Source organism: Bordetella sp. N, from assembly GCF_001433395.1.
In the GTDB taxonomy this organism is placed as follows: Bacteria; Pseudomonadota; Gammaproteobacteria; order Burkholderiales; family Burkholderiaceae_B; genus Bordetella_C.
Genome location: NZ_CP013111.1, coordinates 5,101,661 through 5,122,538, shown reverse-complemented (window position 1 = coordinate 5,122,538; position 20,878 = coordinate 5,101,661). Strand labels below are relative to the sequence as shown.

The following is a 20,878-nucleotide window of genomic DNA, read 5'->3' as shown; positions in this document are numbered from 1 at the left end:
CTGGCTGTTTCGATGAATGCACGGACGCGTCGCCACATCGTGCGGGCGCCGCAGGAGAGAGGCAATGGAGACAACTCAGCATCCCCCCGTCGAACGTATGGCCAAGGCTACGGCGCCGCGTATACGCAAGGTCGCCGTGCTTGGCGCGGGCGTGATGGGCGCGCAGATCGCGGCGCATTGCGTCAACAGCGGTCTGCCCGTGTTGCTGTTCGACCTGCCGGCACAGGGCGGCGATCGCAGCGCGATCGCGCGCAAGGCCGTTGCGGGACTGGCCAAGTTGAATCCGGCGCCGCTGGCGCTGCCTGCCTTGGCCGAGCATATCGAGCCGCTCAATTACGACGAACATCTGGACCGCCTGCACGAGTGCGATCTGGTCATCGAAGCGATTGCTGAGCGCCTGGATTGGAAAGAGCAGCTCTATAACCTGATCCTGCCTGCGCTGGCGCCGCATGCCACCTTGGCCAGCAATACCTCTGGCCTGTCCTTGGGCGCGCTGGCGGCCAGCCTGCCGGAAGACATCCAGCCGCGTTTCTGCGGCGTGCACTTCTTCAACCCGCCGCGCTATATGCCGCTGGTTGAATTGATACCGGGGCCGCGCACCGCGCCCGCGCTGCTGGACAGTCTGGAAACCTTCCTGGTCGCCGATCTTGGCAAGCGTGTCGTGCGCGCGAAGGACACGCCGAACTTCGTCGGCAATCGAATTGGTGTCTTCGGCATCATGGCGGCGATGATCGAAGCCGATCGTCACGGCCTGACTTACGACATGGTCGACGAGCTGACCGGCAAGCGGCTGGGGCGCGCCAAGTCAGGCACCTTCCGCACCGCCGACGTGGTCGGCCTGGACACGCTGGCGCATGTGATGCGCACCATGCAGGACGGCCTGCCTGACGATCCCTTCCACGGGTCTTTCGCGACGCCGCCAGTGCTGGCGGAGCTGCTGCGCAACGGTGCGTTAGGGCAGAAGACCGGTGCCGGGTTTTATCGCAAAGCGGGCAAAGCCATACTGCGTTTGGATCCGGCCAGTCGCGATTACGTGCCGGCGGACGCGCGTCTGGATGACGCTGTCGCGGCTGCTTTGTCGCAGAAAGATCCCGCGCGCCGTATGCAGGAGCTGCGCGCTTGCGATCATCCCCAGGCGCGTTTCGTCTGGGCCTTGCTGCGTGACACCTTCCATTACGCCGCCGTGCATCTCGCCGACATCGCCGAGACCGCGCGCGATCTGGACCAGGCCATGCGTTGTGGCTTCGGCCATGCGCAAGGTCCTTTTGAAGTCTGGCAGGCCGCCGGCTGGACGCAGGTCGCGCGCTGGATCCAGGATGATATCGATCAGGGTCATGCGCTGGCCAGCACGCCCTTGCCGAAGTGGGTGCTTGAAGGACCCGTGGCCGAGGCGGGTGGGGTACACACGCCAGCCGGTTCCTGGAATCCGACTCAAGGCGCGTTCCAGGCACGGCGCAAACTTCCTGTCTACGACACGCATCTGGTGCCTCCGTTGCTGGTCGGCGAGCGGGCCTGGACCATGCCGGGGGCCGGCGCCGCGCCAACGGGACATACGGCGACCGTGGGCGAAACCGTTTACGAGAACAGCGACATCCGCTTGTGGACCGCGCCGGCGCCGGGGCGGTCGGACGTGCTCATCGCATCGTTCAAGACCAAGATGCACACCATCAGTCCCACCGTGACAGCCGGCCTGCTGCATGCGGTCGATCTGGCGGAAGAACACTACCGTGGCTTGGTGATCTGGCAGGAAGGTGAACTGTTCTCCGCGGGCGCGGACCTGCAAGCGGTGCTGCCGGCCTTCATGCAGGGCGGAGTGGCCGCGATCGAACCCATGGAACGTGAACTGCAGCGCGTCGCGCAACGCATGCGCAATGCGCAAGTGCCGACGGTCGTTGCGTTGGCGGGGCTGGCACTGGGCGGTGGTTGCGAGATATCTGTCCACGCTTCCGCGCGTATTGCGCATATGGAAACCTATATCGGCCTGGTCGAAGTCGGCATCGGCGTCGTGCCCGGTGCTGGCGGACTGGCTTATTGCGCCCGCCGGGCAGCGGAGCTGCGCGCGGCCAGCGCGCCGGATGCGCCGCTGTTGTCCTTCGTCCAGAAGTTCGCGCAAGCGGTTGCCACCGCGCAAGTCTCGCGCTCCGCGCTGGACGCACGAGAGATAGGCTATCTGCGTGAGAGCGATCCGATCGTGCCGCATCCTGACGCCTTGCTCTATGCGGCCTTGCAGCAGGCCGGCGCGATGGCTGATGCCGGCTGGCGGCCTGCCTTGCAGCAGCGCTTCCCGGTCGCGGGCCGGGATGGCATCGCCACCTTGACCGCGCAGCTGGTCAATATGCGCGATGGCGGTTTCATCTCCGCGTATGACTACGAGATCGGCCATGCCGTGGCCGAAGTGATCTGCGGCGGCGATGTCGATCCTGGTTCGCTGGTGGATGAAGAGTGGATGCTTGCGCAGGAGCGTCGCGCTTTTCTGCGTCTGCTTGCGCAGCCGAAGACACAAGAACGCATTGTCGGCATGTTGAAGACCGGCAAGCCCGTACGTAATTGAAGGAAGAGACACCATGACTCGAAACCTCCAGGACGTCTATATCGTCGCCGCCACGCGGTCACCTGTTGGCAAAGCGCCGCGCGGGATGTTGCGCACTGTGCGGCCGGATGATTTGCTTGCCGGCGTCATTCGCGCGGCGCTGGCGCGGGTGCCTAGTTTGGATCCTTCGGTCATCCAGGATGCGATCATCGGCTGCGCCCGGCCGGAGGGACCGCAGGGCTTGAACGTCGCCCGGTTGGCTGCGTTATTGGCTGGGCTGCCGGATACCGTCGCGGGCATGACCGTCAACCGCTTCTGCGCTTCAGGGCTTGGCGCGATCTCTTTGGCCGCGGATCGCATTCGCGTGGGCGAGGCTGATGTCATGCTGGCGGGTGGTGTCGAATCCATGAGCCAGGTGCCGATGATGGGGTTCGCGCCATCGTTTTCTCCGGCTGTCTTTGCTAACGACGAGAACATCGGCATTGCCTACGGCATGGGGCTGACTGCCGAGCGGGTGGCGGAGCAGTGGAAGGTATCGCGCGAAGACCAGGATGCGTTCGCGCTGCGTTCGCATCAGCGGGCGCTGGAGGCGCAGAAGGCGGGGGAGTTCGATGCGGAGATTAGCAGTGTCGCGGTGACCTTGCGGACGCCTGATCTGTCTTCGGGTACGGGTGAATCCGCGCATGCCGGCATCGCATTCTCTCGCGATGAGGGGCCGCGGGAAGATACTTCCGCGGAAGCCTTGGCGCGGTTGAAGCCTGTGTTTGCCGCGCGCGGTAGCGTTACCGCCGGGAACAGCTCGCAGACTTCGGATGGGGCTGCCGTATTGCTCTTGGCTTCCGAACGCGCCGTGCGCGACCACGGTCTTACGCCTTTGGCGCGCTACGTCGGCTGCGCGGTGCGTGGCGTTGCGCCGGACATCATGGGCATCGGTCCGCGCGTGGCCATTCCTGCCGCGTTGGATCAGGCGGGGTTGTCCCTGAACCAGATCGACTGGATAGAGTTGAACGAAGCCTTCGCCGCGCAATCCCTGGCCGTCATACGTGACCTGGGTTTGGATGATGCCAAGGTCAATCCCTTGGGCGGCGCCATCGCCTTGGGCCACCCCTTGGGCGCCACGGGCGCGATCCGCGCCGCAACGTTGGTGCACGCCTTGAACCGCCGTCAACTGAAGTACGGCATGGTGACCATGTGCGTGGGGACGGGGATGGGGGCGGCGGGGGTGTTTGAGCGGGCGTAAAAAGGACGGACGTTCTTTTATCAGGGCTACTGTTGGCCGCGTGGTGAGGGAAGACGATACTCCCGAGCTACCTCCGGATGCCTCAACTTGAGGCGAAATTCATGGACGCGCGCGACAAAGAACAAACCATGCTCGATAAGTGCATTGGCGTAGCCATCGGCCAAATTATTTCTGCTGCCGATCAAGTAGATGCCAGCATCTTCCGTCTGGCCGCTTCAGCATTGCGGACCTATCAGCCAAAGTGCGCCGATGCGCTTTGGCGCGCCAGCGAAGCCTATTTCGCCGCACATCCGGGGCGCCCGCTGCCGCCGGCTCAATTAATCCTGCATGGCCATATCTCGACGTTGCCTCGCCTGCGGAGCATGCTTGTCAGGCAGTTGGGAGATCGAGAGCGCGGGTGAGGGATACCAAACGTCTCTGGTCGATCAAGCTAATCGAGCCGAGGGGTCTGAAACAAGCCCGGACGAGCGCTCGTCCGGGCGACTGGATAAGCGCTTAATGCAGTGTGGACGTCTGCAATGCGGGATAGGTAAAGAAAAAGAAGTGCACGGCATTCAACCCAAAATGCGTCAACACCGCCGCTCGCAGACCGCCTCGCTGATAAGCCCACCCATACGCCAGGCCCGCTACGCCGGCCACCAGCATCCACCGCCATCCCCCCGCGTAGTGCGCCAGTCCAAAAAGGATTGCTGACACGACTAACGCACCGAGGCACGCTTTGGTGCCCTTACCCCAAAGCCTTGAAAGCCCGCCTTGCACATACCCCCGAAAGAATGCCTCTTCGGCGACACAGACTATCAATAAATTGTTGAATAGCCAGAGCAGCGCGTACGGCAGCAGCTTCGGCGCCCAGGTCACCATCCCCAATGCAAAGGCCAGCAACATGCAGATGGGAACGACGAACAGCAGCGCCATGCCTGCGGACGATAGCGCCTGTCGCCAGAAACGACGCGACGTGGACCAAGGCAGCGCGAGTATCACCCAGAACCCGACCAGGGGCTTGTCCAGGTTCAAGTACATCGAGAAAGGCGCTGCATCGGGCGTCGTGCGCAAGGCATGGAGCACGATCGGATTTTGAAATCCGGGCAGCAAGTGAGCGCCCAAGGCGACCGCCATCCCAATGTAGACCACATGACCGAAGAACCGCAGCACGGGAGGCCTGCGGGGCTGCACGGCTGCCCCCGCGACAAACAGAGCTGCCAGGACAACGAGCGCTTCCCAAGTAAGCTGCAAATCCAACGTCGCCGACGTATAGCCACAAGCAAGTAGCAGCGGAACGTGCAGACGCCAGCGCGGCGGCTGCATCCACGCGCATGCCGCGCCCAAGAAGAGGCAAGCCCAGGTCAACCAAGCCAAGGGGTCATACAACATATGTCGTTTTCCATCGTGAGATTGCGCGGTACCTCGACGTGTCGCACGCCGGCGTACCGCAGATAACGCACGACGTCAGCGAGGGGCGGGAAGCTTCACAAGGCCCAATGCCAGCGCGGTTCCAGCCAGCACGACAGCAGCGCCCGCCAACATGTTGGGCGTGACAATCTCATCGAGCAGGAACGCGCCCCAGAACACGCCGAAGATAGGTACCAAAAACGTCACACTAATCGCACCGGTCGGTCCGACACTGGCGATAAGGCGGAAGAACAGGACATACGCGAACCCTGTGCAGGCAAGGGCGAGCAGTAGCGTTGCGCTCCATGCCTGGAAGGAAACGGGTTGCTGCGGCCAAGTCCAGATCGCAAAGGGAAGCAGCGTCAAGGCTGCGGCGAGCATGCTGCCCGTGGCGTTGGTCAACGCGTCCACGCCGACCAGATAGCGCTTGGTGCAGTTGGCCGAGATGCCGTAGCAGACCGGCGCAAGCAGGGCCGCGAGCGTAGCCAGACCGCTGCCGCCCGCACCGAAGTTGAACTTGTCCCAGACCAGGACCACGATACCCGCCAGGCCCAGCGCCATCCCAGCGACTCGCGATTTTGGCAGGCGATCACCGAGCCAGATCCAGCCTATGGCCGCGCCCCACATCGGCGTGACCGCATTCGCGATCGACAGGAAGCCGGCGCCCAGCTGCTGCGCGGCATAGGCGTAGAGAATGAAGGGCAGAGTGGCGTTGAACGTGCCGACGACAAAGATCGCCTTCCAGTGGCGCAACAGCACGCGCATCTTGTGCTGCCAAAGCAGCAGGGGCAGCAAGGCCAACGCCGCGAGACCGACGCGAAGTTCGATCAGGGCCGACGGACCGAACTCCGGCACGCCCATGCGTATGAAAAGGAAGGAGCCGCCCCAGACGGCGGCCAGAATGAGCAGGTCGGTGAGATCGCGGCTACGCATGGCGGGTAATGTGCTTACGGCCTTGGGGCGGCAAGCATATCACCTGGCGGGCAGGATGCTGATCCGTGGCCATTATGGCGCTCTGTCCAGTTCGATCTTGACCGAGGCTTTCGGTTTATGATTGCCCATCTGAAAATAGGATGAGAGAAAGCTTTGGACGCAGTCGGCCAGCCTGCCGTTAGTGGGAAATTTAAAAAAGAGTTGGTTGTCTGGATTGTCTTTATTTGCCTGCTATCGCTCGGACTGATTCACCGCTACGGTCATTACAATTTCATTGTTAATTCACTCTGGGCGGAAGATGGTCCGATATTTTTTAACGGCGAAAAATATTACGGGCTGGCCTCGCTCGTTACGCCGTATGCCGGGTACTTGCATGTGTACGCTCGAGTTGTCGCGCTGCTGGCGACTCTTTTCCCACTGTCCGCACTCCCGTACGTATATTTTTCCGGCTGGCTTCTCGCACCTCTCCTGGTGTTCTGGGCTCTGAGGAAAATCGTAATTTTCAACGGGTCGGAAAGTGTTAGCGCAGCCACAAGCATAATTGCAGTCAGCTTAATGCTGTACCAGCCGCACAACGGCGAAACGTTCTTGACGTTGACCAATGCGCAGTGGTGGCTGGCGATGGCACTGGCGATAATGTGCTGCCATCCATCGCGTTTTGGTCGACGCACCCTGCCTTTGGTGGGTCTGATTTCACTGACGGGACCGTTCTCTATCCTCTTCGCTCCAGTCGCCGCGTTAGTGGGATTACGAGAGCGGAAGTGGCATATCTTCCTGGTTGTCGCCGCGGGCGCAATTGTTCAAATTTATTTTCTCCTGACATCTCCGCGGGCAATTGGACATGCTGATGGGGATCTCAGCCACTGGATGGCGGCGCTTTTTACTTTCTTGACGTTCGGCATCAAGAGTACCGTCGTGAAGGTCGCCGCAATCGGCTTCTGGCTCGCACTGTCCATCAGTCTTTTTCGAGCGGATGTGAACCGGCGCCTGCTTGTGGCCTGCGCCATCATCGTCTACGCCGCCGGACTCTACAGCATCAAATATGCGCCGTCAGTAATCAGTCCAATCGGGAATGGCGCACGTTATTTCGTCGTGTCTTATGCGCTAGCCATTGCATACGTCGTCCTGCAGGTGCAGAAGAAAGAACGCATCGCCATTCTTGCCGCGGTGCTGCTTGCATTTCCCATCGCGAACAGGCTCAACAAGCCCTTTCCGCAAGAGAGCAGATTTTACGAGCAGTACGTTGCGCTCGCCGAATATGAGCCTGCCTTGACGATACCTTTGGCCCCTGCCGTGCCTGGAAATGATTGGCCGCTGGATGTTCGTAACACGAAAGTTGAGGATGCAAGCCGCTTCACGGTTCAGGCGGTCCCTATCGAGCAGAATGCATTCCGCCTAGCTGCAAAGACGTGCGATGGCGGCAACGGAGTAGCCGTTGTGGCCGACGCGGTGCAGGCGCTTCCCGGTGAAGTTGCCGTTGAGTGGCTCTCGTCGGACGGGTTTTCCCACGCTGCACGCCGTTCTTATCCGGCAGGCAAGATTCGTGTTCAGATTGCTTTCGGGAAGGAGAAGGGACCTGTTGACGTGAAGCTGGTTTTCGCGAAGCAGGAAAGCCCGGTGGAAGTCTCCAACGTCAAGGTTATCTGCCCCTAGCGAGCTCCCCCGGTCAGGTTCCCGAAGCGTGTGGTGTATCACGTATGAGGCAGGATGGTGCGCGCGGCGCTTGCCCCGCGAGCGCACCTCTCTGCATGCGGCACCCATAGTTGACGCGCTGCTAGCCTTCAAGTGAAGAAAGCGTGATAGCCAACGAAGACCAGAACCACTGCCATCACAGCTGCCCACGACCAAGGCGAATTCTGCAAGCCACGAGCTTCGGGAGTCGGAGGCGGTGGGGGAGGCGCCAGACGCGGTTGGCGCGACATATGATCGATAAAAGACGCGAAGAACTTCTCTACGATTTTCTCCGCCGCTTTCATCAACACGCCTTCGCCGATCTCGCCCAGCTTGCCGCCGGCCATCGCCGCGACCGTGTAGGAAAGGCGGGTGCCGTCATCCTTGGGCGTCAGATTGACTTGGGCTGTGCCGATGGCGAGCCCAGCGGCAGCGCCTTTACCTTCGAACACGAGGGTGCAACCGTGGGGCGCGTTGACGTCCGATAACAGGACCTCTCCCTCATAATCAGCGCCTAGACCGGCGACTTTTGCTCGGACCGTGAAGGCGTACTCCGTTGGCGATTTGCACTCGACTTGAACGCATCCCGGGATGCATTCCCGAAGAACCGAACAAGTTGTCAACGCCTCCCAGGTTTGATGCTGAGTCGACGGAATCCATTGAGCATCCGATATACGCATGGCTGTCTCCTTTTTATGGATTTTTAGCCATTCTGTACCTGTTCAACTACTCCGTCCATGGGGTTGTCCATGGCTGATCGTTGCAGAGTGTGACGCCGCCAGCAGCCAAGCAACGCTAACTGCGTAGAAAGAAACGGTTCGCATGCCCCGGAACATCAGCTCGGTCAGGCCAAAAATAGCGAAGCCCAGGCAGAAGGCCAAGCCCATGGCAGCAGCCGTCCTGTATCTCAGCGCATTTTCCTGGCGAACCAACCGTCTGAAGAAAATCCATGCGGGAGCAGCGTAGGCTAGCAATAGCCCGAGGCCTCCCAAAATTCCGGTGGTAGCAAGGGTATACAGCGGATCGCTGTGGGCTTCCCCGAAATTTTGCGCAACGTACGATGACACGCGTCGGCCTTCCTCAGCCCTGAGCCGAGCTTCGAACGGTTTGCCTCCACCGACCCCGAACAGAGGCTGCTCGGTGAACATTTGCCAGGCCGTGCCCCAGAGTTGCAGGCGGATGCACATGGAGCTATCCGTCAGCGGGGCGATTTCGCACTTGCGTAGCTCGGTGACCCCTGCCTCGGCTCTTTGGCGGAGCGCGGAACTGCTGGCCCCCACCGCGGCTGCAATAGCCAGTGCGGCAACACACGCCATGATGGCCTTTCGGCGCCCCACCTTCCGCGCAAAAAGCCCCACACCTATGAGGATGAAGATGGGCACCGCCATCCAACCGGTGCGTGTCTGAGTCAGTACGAAGCCGTAGAAAGCCACGCCGGCAGTGATGATTTTGATGGCGATTTCGGTCCTTGCGTAGCGAGTCAGTCTCCAGCCAAGTGAAAAAACGGTCAGCACACCAAAGAGCAGCAGCAAGTTTCCGTAACCTACAGCGTTGTATTCCTCTGTCTCCGGCCGCCCGCCAGTCTCCCAGGACAGCTTGACAACCGTGATTGCCGCCACCAAACCTGCCAGGCTGAAGCCCACGATCGGGTACTGCAAATCTCGATCGTCCAGCCGGCGAAGTGCTGCTAGAACGAAAACCATTCCCAATACGAGTCGGCCTGCCCGCTCAAACTCCGATCCAGATCCCGACGCGAAATGGTGGGCCGCTTGACTGGCAAGCACCGCCACCAAGGTCACGGCAAGGCATGCGGTCAATGTCCCGTAGCCCCGCAAACTTCCGTTTGGCGGGGCGGGCATACAGGCCAGCGTCGCCAGGCTGGCGACCAGAGCAATGTAAAACAGGGCGCTGCCGCCCTGCGAAGTCGCCATCAGCATCACCGGTAGCAGCCCGAGAGATCCGTAAAGCAAGATGGAAAGAATGCTGGAGCGAAGGGTTTTGGTCATGAAGCCGTGACATTACGCAAGTAAAGGTGGCAGGCAGCCTACCTCGATTCGAAGTAAAATCGCCCTGCTATCTAACGGGGTAATGATAGCTGAAGCCATCTAGCTACCCGCTTGCGCGGTAGCCAGTTCTGGTCGCCGACCGACCCTAGAAAAACTTTCAAAAGTACGGGGTGGGTACCCTTTCATGCTTTATGTGTCAATCGCTTTTATCGCATCTGCAGTATTCACGCTGCTGACGCTGCGTTTCGGCCATTGGCATGCCCGTTACACCGCAGACCACGACATGACGGGCGTGCAGAAGTACCACGTGCGGCCCGTGCCTCGGATCGGGGGCGTGTCGCTTTTCGTCGCAATGTTGGTGGTGTGCTCTGCAGTAGCGTGGCGAGAGCCTTATTTGCTAAAGCAGCTTCTGCTCTTCTTGCTGGCCGGAATGCCCGCCTTCATTGGTGGCTTGGTCGAAGATGTGACGAAGCGGGTTCGAGCTAGCGTTCGCCTGCTGCTGGCCATGGCTGCGGGAGGCTTGGGCTATTTCCTGCTGGGCGCGGCGGTGGTGCGCCTGGACATCATCGGTATTGATTGGCTGCTGCAGTTTTCTGCTGTCTCCCTGCTATGCACCATGATTGCTGTCGGGGGAGCCGCCAACGCCATCAATATTATTGACGGATATAACGGTTTGGCTGCAGTCGTGTCGGTCATGATCCTGGCTGGACTGGCCTACGTTTCCTATTACCTTGGCGATCGTTTGCTGGTAGTTGCATCGGTTGGCATGATTGGTGCCATCGGCGGGTTTTTGATTTGGAATTATCCGCGCGGTTTGATATTTCTCGGTGATGGCGGCGCCTATTTCATTGGTTTCGTCATTGGCGAGCTTTCGGTTTTGATGCTTTATCGCCATCCTGATGTTTCGGCGTGGTTTCCATTGCTGCTTTGTATCTATCCGGTTTTTGAGACTTTGTTTTCGATTTACCGGAAGCGTTGGCTCAGAGGGCGCTCCCCAGGTATGCCGGATGGCGTTCATTTGCACATGCTGGTCTACAAGCGCCTGGTCCGTTGGGCGATAGGCTCATCAGAGGTAAAGGACAAGGTGCAGCGTAATGCCATGACCTCGCCTTATTTATGGGCACTGTCGTCACTCGCCGTCATTCCGGCGGTGTGTTTTTGGCAGTACGAATATGTGCTCATAGGTTTTGCAGTGCTGTTTTCGATTATTTATTTAAACCTTTATCGCACCTTGGTCAGATTCGCATCCCCGCGCTGGCTGATGGTGAAAAAAGAAGTAGACGATTCCGAATGCAAGTGATGTCATCCGCACCCATTGGCGGCGAAGCAGGCTCGGAAAGAGCGCCACACGTGGCCATATTGCTGTGCGCTTATAACGGCGAACGTTATCTGGTCGAGCAACTTGATTCCATCGAGGCGCAGACTCATCCCGAATGGTCTGTGTGGGTTTCCGACGACGGCTCCCGCGATGGTACTGCCGCTATTCTGGATCGCTATCGTGAACGGTGGGGAGACGATCGCTTGAAGGTGGTTCAAGGCCCTGCGCGAGGATTCGCCGCGAACTTTCTTTCCGTTGCCTGCCGGGCTGAAATTGAAGCCGACTATTTTTCGTATTCCGATCAGGATGACATCTGGCAGCCTGATAAACTGGAGCGCGCCTTGGCACGCTTGGAAACGTACGGCCGCGACATGCCGACGCTATACTGCTCGCGCACCGAGCTGATCGATGGCGCCGGGCGTCCGCTAGGCTTTTCCCCCCTGTTTTCTCGCGCGCCTTGCTTCCGTAACGCGCTCGTGCAAAACGTGGGTGGCGGGAATACGATGGTTTTCAATCGGACCGCGCGCCAGCTGCTGCTCGCCGCGGGGCCGGATCTGAAGGTCGTCGCCCACGATTGGTGGACCTATGTAGCGATAAGCGCCGCCGACGGTGTGGTGGTTTACGACCCGCAGCCATCACTGTTGTACCGCCAACACGGCAGTAATCTCATCGGGTCGAACAACGGCTGGGGCGCGCGGTTGCTGCGTGTACGTCTGCTGCTGCGCGGTCAACTGCGTGGGTGGATAGATGAAAACATGGCAGGGATACGCCGGATAGCGCCAAAGTTGTCCGTGACGAACAGGCAGGTTTTTGACGCTTTCCTGTCCGCACGTGATGGCGGCCCTCTGCGTCGCATCCTCAATCTCAAGCGGTCTGGCGTCTTTCGTCAGACGTTCATGGGCAATGTCGGGCTGTTCGCCGCGGCACTTTTCAAGAAACTTTAACCATGACGATTTTGGTCACCGGCGGAGCCGGTTTTATTGGTGGCAATTTTGTATTGGATTGGCTTGCCGAATCCGATGAGACGGTCGTTAACGTCGACAAGCTGACGTACGCCGGCAATCTTGAAACGCTGAAGTCCGTTCAAGAGAACACAGCTCACATCTTCGTCAAGGCTGATATCGGTGACCGCGAGGCAATCGGCAGGCTGCTACAGGAACACCAGCCCCGTGCCGTGGTCAATTTTGCCGCGGAGTCGCATGTCGACCGATCAATCGATGGTCCGGGTGATTTCATCCAGACGAACGTGGTCGGGACCTTCAATCTGCTGGAGAGCGTGCGCGGGTATTGGGGCAGCTTGAGCGATGACGCTCGCGCCGGCTTCCGATTCCTGCACGTGTCCACCGACGAGGTCTATGGCACGCTTGGCCCCAAAGATGATGCCTTCAAAGAAAGCAATCCGTACGAGCCCAACAGCCCGTATTCGGCAAGCAAGGCCGCATCGGATCACCTTGTGCGCGCCTGGCATCACACGTACGGCCTTCCCGTACTGACCACGAATTGCAGCAACAACTATGGCCCGTATCACTTTCCGGAGAAGTTGATTCCGTTGGTCATTCTCAATGCGATCGCCGGAAAACAGCTGCCGATCTACGGCGACGGCCAGCAGGTGCGCGACTGGCTTTACGTGAAAGACCACTGCTCCGCGATTCGTGCCGTGTTGCAGGGTGGCCGGCTCGGCGAAACGTACAACGTCGGCGGTTGGAATGAAAAGCCCAATCTCGACGTCGTGAAGGCAATCTGTGCGATCCTGGATGAGCTCAAGCCTCGCGCGGATGGTAAGTCTTACGCTGACCAGATAACGTTTGTGAAGGACCGGCCTGGCCACGATCGTCGCTATGCGATCGATGCACGCAAACTTGAAAAGGAACTGGGATGGAAGCCGGCGCAGACCTTTGAAACCGGCATCCGCAAGACAGTCGAGTGGTATCTCGACAACACTGAATGGACGTCCAATGTGCAAAGTGGCGCCTACCTGCAGTGGGTCGAGAAAAATTACGCGGATCGTGACCAGTGAAAATTCTGTTGCTCGGTGCCAATGGACAGGTCGGATGGGAATTGCAGCGTTCGCTTGCGCCCTTGGGGCACGTGACGGCGCTTGGTCGAGATGGCGGCGGTGACCTGTCGGATAGTGCGGCCCTGATCCAGATCATCCGCGCGTCGGCCCCTGATCTCATCGTCAATGCGGCGGCGTATACGGCCGTCGACAAAGCCGAAACCGAGGAAGAACTCGCGCGGATTGTTAACGCCGATGCGCCTGGTCTATTGGCTATCGAAGCAGCGCGCCTGGGGGCGCTCCTTGTGCATTTTTCGACGGACTATGTATTTGATGGATCCGGCTCGACCCCCTGGCGTGAGGATGACTCCACCGGCCCGCTGAGCGTCTACGGTCGAACCAAACTGGCTGGGGAGGGAGCGATACGGGCCACGGGCTGCGACCATCTTATCTTCCGGACCAGCTGGGTATATGCAGCTCGCGGTGGCAACTTCGCACGAACGATGTTGCGCTTGGCAGGTGAGCGCGAGCGCTTGAGCGTCATCGACGACCAGTTCGGGGCGCCGACCGGGGCTGATCTGATCGCTGACGTTACGGCTCAGGCCGTCGCCGCCTTCCGCCACAACCGCGCTCTGTCAGGAACGTATCATCTGGCCGCCGCGGGTACGACCACGTGGAACGGTTATGCGCGCTTGGTACTCGGCATCGCATCCAGGCACGGTCTCGCCTTGCGTGCGACGCCGGAGGCTGTCGATGCGGTGCCAACAAGCGCGTACACAACGGCAGCGAAGCGGCCCTTGAATTCCCGCCTGGACACATCGAAACTTAGAAGCACATTTGACCTGACGCTACCTTCCTGGGAACGCGGCGTGGCTCGCATGCTTGCTGAAATTTTAGAGAAATGATCATGACCGCGAACAAAAAACGTAAGGGCATCATCCTGGCCGGGGGCTCAGGCACTCGCCTGTATCCGGTCACGAAGGCTGTATCGAAGCAATTGCTGCCGATCTACGACAAGCCGATGATTTACTACCCGCTGGCCACGTTGATGCTGGCGGGCCTGCGCGATATCTTGATCATATCCACGCCTCAAGATACGCCGCGATTTCAGCAACTGCTTGGCGATGGCAGCGATTGGGGTTTGAACCTGCAGTACGCGGTGCAACCCAGCCCTGATGGGCTGGCCCAGGCATTCATCATCGGGAAGGACTTCCTGGACGGATCGCCTTCGGCGCTGGTGCTCGGCGACAACATCTTCTACGGTCACGACCTGCACGTGCAGTTGGACAATGCAACGGCCAAGCAGGAGGGCGCGACGGTGTTTGCCTATCATGTCCATGATCCTGAGCGCTACGGCGTGGTGGATTTCGATGCTCAAGGTCGCGCCACCTCGCTGGAAGAGAAGCCGCAGAATCCAAAGTCCAGCTATGCCGTTACTGGTCTGTATTTCTACGATTCTCAGATCGTGGATATCGCCGCGTCGTTGAAACCCTCGCCACGTGGCGAGTTGGAAATCACGGACGCCAATCGCGTATATCTGGAACGTGGGCAGCTGTCCGTGGAAATACTTGGACGGGGCTATGCCTGGCTCGACACGGGCACGCATGAAAGCCTGATCGAGGCCAGCAATTTCATCGAGACCATCGAGCACAGGCAAGGCCTGAAGGTGGCTTGCCCGGAAGAAATCGCATTCCGGCAGGGGTTTATCGATGAGGCGCAATTGGCGAGGCTTGCGGAGCCGCTTGCCAAGAATGGCTATGGCCAATACCTGAAGCGCTTGTTGAAGAAAGAGGTGCGTACGTGAATGTCATCAAGACCGCGATCGCGGATGTCCTGATCCTTGAGCCCAAGGTTTTTGGCGATCAGCGAGGATTCTTCTTCGAGAGCTTCAATCATCGACAGTTTGCCGAGGCGGTCGAGCGCGACGTGCAATTCGTGCAGGACAACCACTCTCGTTCGGCGCGTGGTGTGCTGCGTGGCCTGCATTACCAAATCGAGCAAGCACAGGGCAAGCTGGTCCGCGTTGTCAATGGCACGGTTTTTGACGTCGCCGTGGATCTGCGGAAGTCCTCGCCGACCTTCGGCAAGTGGGTCGGCGCACTGCTGAGCGCCGAAAACAAGCGCATGTTTTGGGTACCGGAAGGATTCGCACATGGGTTTGTCGTGTGCTCGGAGTCCGCTGATTTCCTCTACAAGACCACGGATTACTACGCGCCGCAAGCCGAGCGCTGTATTGCCTGGAACGACGCGACGCTGGCTATCGAGTGGCCTGTCGCGGACCTAGGTGATACGCCGATCCAACTGTCGGCAAAGGACCAGCAGGGTGTGCGTTTTGTAGACGCCGACGTATTTGAATAAGGCAAAAGAGTCGATGTTGAAGAAGGTATTGCGTCCGGCCATTGCGTTACGTACCGTTGCCCGTCTGGTGCGTCAGCGCGGAGGCGTGCGCGCGGTTTCCACCAAGGCGTGGGGTGTCTACCGGCGCCGTGGTTGGGCGGGCATCAAAGGGGGCCTGGCGGCCTTGCGAACCGTGGCGGCCAATCCTTCTCTGGTGAACCGCAACGACTATTCTGAGTGGGTGCGCAGGTATGACACGGTTTCCGATGAAACGCGCGCGCGCCTGAAATCTGCCGTCCCCGGCTTGGCCCAGCCGGTGATTTCGGTGGTGATGCCGGTCTATAACCCTGATCCAGCATGGCTTGAAGCCGCCATCGAATCTGTGCGTACGCAGATCTATCCCAACTGGGAACTGTGTATTGCCGATGATGCGTCGACCGACGAAAACGTAAAGGCCTTGCTGCGCCGTTATGCGGACACGGACCCGCGTATCAAGGTTGTTTTCCGTGCAGCCAATGGGCATATTTCGGCGGCATCCAACTCTGCGCTTCAATTGGTGGAAGGTGAGTGGACTTGCCTCTTCGACCACGACGATCTGCTGACCGAACATGCGCTGTTCTGGATCGCTCATGCGATCACAGCAAATCCGGATGCCAGGTTGGTGTACTCGGATGAGGACAAGATCGACGACAAGGGTCACCGGTTCGAGCCGCACTTCAAGCCGGACTGGAATTACATGTTGTTCTTGTCCTACAACATGATCAGCCACTTGGGTGCTTATCGTACCGAAATGATCCGGCAAGTCGGTGGTTTCCGGAGCGGATTCGAAGGGGCGCAGGACTATGATCTGGCGTTGCGCTGTATCGAAAATCTCAGCGCTTCGCAGATCGTTCATGTCCCCCGCGTGCTTTACCACTGGCGCGTGCACAAGGACAGCACGGCGATGGCCGGCGATTCAAAGCCTTATGCAGCGATTGCTGGTGAGCGGGCCCTCAACGAACATTTCAAACGTACGGGCACAAATGCTACGGCGACTCTGCAACCCCGTGGTTATTACCGCGCACAGTTCGCCTTGCCGCAGAGCCTCCCCTTGGTTTCTCTTATTATTCCGACTCGCAACGGCGAGAACCTGGTCCGGCAATGCATTCGAAGCATTCGCGACAAGACGGAGTACCCGAATTACGAGATCATTCTTGTCGACAATGGGTCGGATGATCCATCCGCATTGCGCTACTTTGACGAGGTTGCCGCCTCTGACGGGATAAGGGTCATTCGAGATGACCGCCCCTTCAATTATTCACTGCTTAACAATAGCGCGGTTGCCCAAGCGCGCGGTGAGTTCGTCGCGCTCGTCAACAATGATATTGAAGTCATCTCGCCCGGATGGCTGGGCGAAATGATGTCGATTGCCCTGCAGCCTGGTGTCGGGGCGGTTGGTGCGCGATTGCTGTACCCGGGGGGAGATCTGCAACACGGCGGTGTCATCCTGGGGCTTGGCGGCGTCGCTGGACACAGCCACAAACACATCTCGGGTAACGACGTCGGATATTTCTTCCGAGCGATCCTGACTCAGGAGCTTTCCGCGGTGACGGCAGCTTGCCTGCTAGTGCGTAAGTCCATATACGAAGCCGTTGGAGGCCTGGAAGAGAAGGCACTGACCGTGGCGTTCAATGACGTGGATTTCTGCGTGCGAGTGCGCGAGGCGGGGTACCGGAACGTGTACGCGTCCTATGCGGAGCTGTATCACCACGAGTCGGTGTCACGTGGGCACGAAGACTCACCTGAAAAAGTCGCTCGTTTCGCGTCGGAAGTCGACTATATGATCTCGCGTTGGACTAAAGTGCTGTCCGCCGATCCCGCATACAGCCCTAACCTTACCCAGGATTTCGAGGACTTTTCGTACGCTTGGCCGCCGAGGGTGCAACCGGTCCCCGAGGAATCCGTCCGCTATCCGCAATCTTCTACGCAATGACACAACTCAACGGATCTACGCACCTGGTGGTTGATCTGGACGGAACATTGGTGCAAACCGACATGCTTGTCGAGAACCTGTTCCTGTTCCTGCGAACCTATCCCTGGCGCTTCTTCCATCTCTTCGCATGGCTCCTGAAAGGGCGATCTTATTTCAAGGGCCGGCTTGCCGACGCAGTATTGCCTCCCGTAGATCGCTTGCCCTATAACGAAGAGCTCCTGATTTGGCTCGCCGAGCGCAGAAGTTCGGGTGCCCGGCTGGTGCTGGCTACCGCGTCCGATCACCGGATCGCAGAGCGGGTGGCCGATCACCTCCGCATCTTCGACGAAGTTATTGGCACACAGGGTGAAGTCAATCTGTCCGCTTCGCGCAAACGCGAGGCTCTCGTCAGCCGTTACGGGGCGGGCAATTTCGAGTATGTGGGAAATGCCCATCCAGACCTCAAGGTTTGGACGGCCGCGTCACGCATTCATGTTGTTAATCCTGAGCGCGGTGTTCTTTCAGCAGCGCGAAAATTAGGAGAGGTAGACCAGGTTTTTGACAACCGGCCTCCTTATTTGAAGACGGCGCTTAAAGCATTACGTGTCCATCAATGGGCCAAGAATCTTCTGATCTTCGTCCCGGCCATTGCCGCTCATCGTGTCCTTGACATCGGGCTATTGTGGAATGGATTGATCGCATTTATTGCGTTCAGTCTGTGTGCGTCGAGCGTTTACCTACTCAACGACCTCATGGATTTGCAGGATGACCGGGGGCATCGCAGCAAGCGCTTCCGCCCCCTGGCCGCCGGCACTCTTCCCATACTTCATGGGGTGTTAGCCATGCCGGCCTTGCTGGTCGTGGCTGTTGCTATCGCGGCGCTTTTCCTGCCCTGGACGTTCCTTGCGGTCCTGACGGTGTACTACGTGCTCACGCTAGCATATTCGCTGCGGTTGAAGCGCGTAGTAATGCTCGACGTGGTGACGTTGGCCATGCTTTATACCGTTCGCGTCATCGCGGGCGCGGCGGCAATGTCCTTGCCACCTACTTTCTGGATCCTCGCTTTCTGCGTATTCATCTTTCTCAGTCTTGCTTTCGTCAAGCGCTACACTGAATTACGCGATGCACGTGAGCAGGGAAAGCAACAAAAGGCTGCGGGCCGCGGGTATTTCCCGTCAGATTTTGAACTGCTCGCATCCCTGGGCGGTTCTGCCGGGTATATGTCTGTGCTGGTCCTGGCACTCTACATCAACGACATTGGGCGCAGCGGAATGTACCAACGTCCTGAATGGATGTGGGCAACGTGCCCGTTGCTGCTGTTCTGGTTGAGTCGCGTCTGGCTGCTAGCGCACAGAGGTGAAATGCACGATGACCCCATCGTGTTCGCACTACGGGATCGCGTCAGCCGTTGGGTCGGCGTGTTGTTTTTCATCGCATTCTCGGTTGCGTCGATCTGATGGGGCAGCGACTGTCCTGGGGGCGATATCCGCCACGTCCGCAGACTGCTAGCGCCGTTGCGTGGCCCGACGATCTACCCCCGTTGCTGGTGGGACGAGCACCCGCGTCCACGTTGCCCTACGGATGTGGCCGCAGTTATGGGGATTCATGCCTGGCGGATTCGGATCATGTCATCGCCATGCGCGGTCTGGATCGCTGGATCGACGCCGACTGGAACGCCGGAATCATTCGCGCTCAGGCCGGCCTGACGCTGAGCGATGTGATAGACGTATCGTTGAGGCGTGGCTGGTTCCCGCCGGTGACTCCCGGTACCAAGTTCGTGACGCTGGGCGGCGCGATCGCCAATGATGTACACGGCAAGAACCATCACGTTCAGGGTACGTTCGGTCAACACGTCGTTGAGTTCACGCTGCTGCGCAGCGACGGGCGTCTACTGACGTGCTCGCCTGACGAGAATCCGGATCTGTTTGCTGCGACGATAGGTGGATTGGGGCTCACCGGCATCATCCAGACCGTTACCTTGCGCTTGAGGCCGGTGCGTTCCGGTTTGGTCGCGCAACGCTCGATTCGTTTCGGGAACCTGCATGAGTTCTTTGAGCTCAGCGAGGAGCACGATGCTGCGCATGAGTACACCGTGGCTTGGGTGGACTGCCTCGCGAGCGGGTCCAGGCTTGGCCGTGGCCACTACATCATGGGCGACCATAGCGTCCGGGGGCCGCGACGCGCTGCGGCGCCCGGACGCCTATCGATGCCAGTCGACCCGCCATTTTCTTTGATCAACCGGTTGTCCTTGCGGTGCTTTAATTCCCTTTACTATCACCGTCAGCGCAAGCCGGATGAGAAACGAATCGTAGGCTACGACCCGTTCTTCTATCCATTAGATAAATTGCTTCATTGGAACCGCATGTACGGCAGGCGCGGATTCCAGCAGTATCAATGCGTCATCCCGCAAGCAAATGCAGAGCCTGCGATTGCCGAAATCTTGAAAAGTATTGCGGCCAGCGGCATGGGATCGTTCCTTGCCGTTCTCAAGCAATGTGGTTCGGTACAGTCGCCTGGCCTGATGTCTTTCCCGCTGCATGGCGCTTCGCTTGCACTTGATTTCGCTCAGCGTGAACCTGCGATAAGCCGTTTGTTTGCAACTTTGGATAAAGTTGTCCACGAAGCGGGTGGCAGACTGTATCCGGCCAAAGATGCACATATGTCCGCAGCCCATTTTCGCGCTGCCTATCCGGCGTGGCAGCAAGTCGAGGCATTACGCGATCCTGCTTTAATGTCCCAATTCTGGAAACGTGTAGCCTTATGAGTCTGAACATTCTTATTCTAGGTGCGACCTCTGGCATCGCGCAGGCCGTGGGCCGCCGTTACGCTGGCGAGCAAGCATCTTTTTTCCTCGTCGCCCGCGATCAAGCCAAACTCGATATGGTTGCTGCCGACTTGCGCGGCCGTGGTGCGTTGGCCGTGCACACGTTTGCGGCCGATGCACTTGACTACGCCGCGCTAGACAGGATGTGTGCGACCGCTTGGAGCACCTTCCAGACCTTGGACGTGGCCCTGATCGCGCACGGTACTCTGCCAGATCAGGACCGCGCGCAGGAGGATCTGGATTACGCCATCCACGAGTTCCGTGCCAACGGAGAAAGTGCCATTGCTGCCATGGGGTTGATGGCTCGTCGCTTCGAAGAGCAGGGCAGGGGCGTATTGGCCGTTATCGGCTCTGTTGCCGGAGATCGGGGCCGAGGCAGCAATTATCTATACGGTTCCGCGAAAGCCGCGCTCGATGCATACGCGTCCGGTTTGCGAGCACGCCTGTTCAAGGCTGGCGTGCATGTGTTAACGATCAAACCGGGCTTTGTTGCCACGCCAATGACGGCGAACCTGGATCTACCGGCCAGGTTGACAGCCCAGCCTGAACGTGTGGCCGAGGATATCGTCCGTGCCGTTGCGCGTAGGAAAGACATGCTCTACACCCCTGGTTTCTGGCGGTTGATCATGACCATTATCAAGTTGGTACCCAACGCTATCTTCAAGCGGAGCAATCTTTGACGA

The 20,878-nt window shown here is 59.2% G+C and carries 18 protein-coding genes; 14 read left to right on the top strand and 4 right to left on the bottom strand.

The genetic code is table 11. From position 1 onward, the window contains the following. Window positions 1-64: 64 nt before the first annotated feature. The 3 genes from ASB57_RS22100 to ASB57_RS22090 all read left to right on the top strand — a co-directional run bounded on the left by ASB57_RS22100 (window position 65) and on the right by ASB57_RS22090 (window position 4,171). Window positions 65-2,551, top strand: a complete 2,487-nt coding sequence (locus tag ASB57_RS22100) for a 3-hydroxyacyl-CoA dehydrogenase NAD-binding domain-containing protein (protein ID WP_082621760.1) — start codon at window positions 65-67, stop codon at window positions 2,549-2,551. Between the two features lie 13 nt (window positions 2,552-2,564). Then, entirely contained in the window at window positions 2,565-3,770 is a 1,206-nt protein-coding gene (locus ASB57_RS22095; protein ID WP_057654152.1) for an acetyl-CoA C-acyltransferase, read from the top strand. Between the two features lie 101 nt (window positions 3,771-3,871). Next, complete coding sequence (locus ASB57_RS22090) at window positions 3,872-4,171, top strand: hypothetical protein (RefSeq protein ID WP_057654151.1); 300 nt, start codon at window positions 3,872-3,874, stop codon at window positions 4,169-4,171. A gap of 94 nt (window positions 4,172-4,265) precedes the next feature. On the opposite strand, the gene ASB57_RS22085 is transcribed toward ASB57_RS22090, so the two are convergent. Continuing rightward, entirely contained in the window at window positions 4,266-5,141 is an 876-nt protein-coding gene (locus tag ASB57_RS22085) for a CPBP family intramembrane glutamic endopeptidase (protein WP_082621759.1), read from the bottom strand. A gap of 75 nt (window positions 5,142-5,216) precedes the next feature. Continuing rightward, window positions 5,217-6,092 carry a DMT family transporter gene (locus ASB57_RS22080; RefSeq protein ID WP_057654150.1) on the bottom strand — a complete coding sequence of 292 codons (876 nt, stop codon included), beginning with the start codon at window positions 6,090-6,092 and terminating at the stop codon, window positions 5,217-5,219. 153 nt (window positions 6,093-6,245) lie between these two features. On the opposite strand from ASB57_RS22080, the gene ASB57_RS22075 reads away from it, so the two are divergent. Then, the gene (locus ASB57_RS22075) at window positions 6,246-7,745 is read left to right on the top strand and encodes a hypothetical protein (protein ID WP_057654149.1); all 1,500 of its coding nucleotides are present in this window, start codon (window positions 6,246-6,248) and stop codon (window positions 7,743-7,745) included. Window positions 7,746-7,873: 128 nt separating this feature from the next. On the opposite strand, the gene ASB57_RS22070 is transcribed toward ASB57_RS22075, so the two are convergent. Together ASB57_RS22070 and ASB57_RS22065 are read right to left on the bottom strand one after the other, a co-directional pair. Then, window positions 7,874-8,443, bottom strand: coding sequence for a carbon monoxide dehydrogenase subunit G (locus ASB57_RS22070; protein WP_057654148.1), 570 nt, complete (start codon window positions 8,441-8,443; stop codon window positions 7,874-7,876). Window positions 8,444-8,485: 42 nt separating this feature from the next. Next, a complete protein-coding gene (locus ASB57_RS22065) occupies window positions 8,486-9,769 on the bottom strand; it encodes an O-antigen ligase (protein WP_057654147.1) in 1,284 nt (427 codons plus the stop codon). A gap of 184 nt (window positions 9,770-9,953) precedes the next feature. On the opposite strand from ASB57_RS22065, the gene ASB57_RS22060 reads away from it, so the two are divergent. Genes ASB57_RS22060 through ASB57_RS22015 form a run of 10 tightly spaced genes read left to right on the top strand, consistent with a single transcriptional unit; the run spans window position 9,954 to window position 20,875 of the window. Beyond that, entirely contained in the window at window positions 9,954-11,069 is a 1,116-nt protein-coding gene (locus tag ASB57_RS22060) for a glycosyltransferase (RefSeq protein WP_057654146.1), read from the top strand. 50 nt (window positions 11,070-11,119) lie between these two features. Then, window positions 11,120-12,031, top strand: a complete 912-nt coding sequence (locus ASB57_RS22055) for a glycosyltransferase family 2 protein (protein WP_231755214.1) — start codon at window positions 11,120-11,122, stop codon at window positions 12,029-12,031. 2 nt (window positions 12,032-12,033) lie between these two features. Continuing rightward, entirely contained in the window at window positions 12,034-13,104 is a 1,071-nt protein-coding gene (gene rfbB / locus ASB57_RS22050; protein WP_057654145.1) for a dTDP-glucose 4,6-dehydratase, read from the top strand. Beyond that, window positions 13,101-13,988, top strand: a complete 888-nt coding sequence (rfbD, locus tag ASB57_RS22045) for a dTDP-4-dehydrorhamnose reductase (RefSeq protein WP_057654144.1) — start codon at window positions 13,101-13,103, stop codon at window positions 13,986-13,988. Before rfbB ends, rfbD begins: the two co-directional genes overlap by 4 nt. Before the next feature lie 2 nt (window positions 13,989-13,990). After that, the gene (gene rfbA / locus ASB57_RS22040) at window positions 13,991-14,887 is read left to right on the top strand and encodes a glucose-1-phosphate thymidylyltransferase RfbA (RefSeq protein ID WP_057656347.1); all 897 of its coding nucleotides are present in this window, start codon (window positions 13,991-13,993) and stop codon (window positions 14,885-14,887) included. Beyond that, on the top strand, window positions 14,884-15,441 hold the full coding sequence (rfbC, locus tag ASB57_RS22035; protein ID WP_057654143.1) for a dTDP-4-dehydrorhamnose 3,5-epimerase: 558 nt from the start codon (window positions 14,884-14,886) through the stop codon (window positions 15,439-15,441). Before rfbA ends, rfbC begins: the two co-directional genes overlap by 4 nt. Window positions 15,442-15,454: 13 nt before the next feature. Continuing rightward, entirely contained in the window at window positions 15,455-17,392 is a 1,938-nt protein-coding gene (locus ASB57_RS22030; RefSeq protein WP_156414237.1) for a glycosyltransferase family 2 protein, read from the top strand. Further along, on the top strand, window positions 17,389-18,828 hold the full coding sequence (locus tag ASB57_RS22025; protein WP_057654142.1) for a UbiA family prenyltransferase: 1,440 nt from the start codon (window positions 17,389-17,391) through the stop codon (window positions 18,826-18,828). Before ASB57_RS22030 ends, ASB57_RS22025 begins: the two co-directional genes overlap by 4 nt. Continuing rightward, complete coding sequence (locus tag ASB57_RS22020; protein ID WP_057654141.1) at window positions 18,828-20,135, top strand: FAD-binding oxidoreductase; 1,308 nt, start codon at window positions 18,828-18,830, stop codon at window positions 20,133-20,135. Before ASB57_RS22025 ends, ASB57_RS22020 begins: the two co-directional genes overlap by 1 nt. After that, the gene (locus tag ASB57_RS22015; RefSeq protein WP_057654140.1) at window positions 20,132-20,875 is read left to right on the top strand and encodes an SDR family oxidoreductase; all 744 of its coding nucleotides are present in this window, start codon (window positions 20,132-20,134) and stop codon (window positions 20,873-20,875) included. The genes ASB57_RS22020 and ASB57_RS22015 overlap by 4 nt, the downstream gene beginning before the upstream one ends. Window positions 20,876-20,878: the final 3 nt, after the last annotated feature.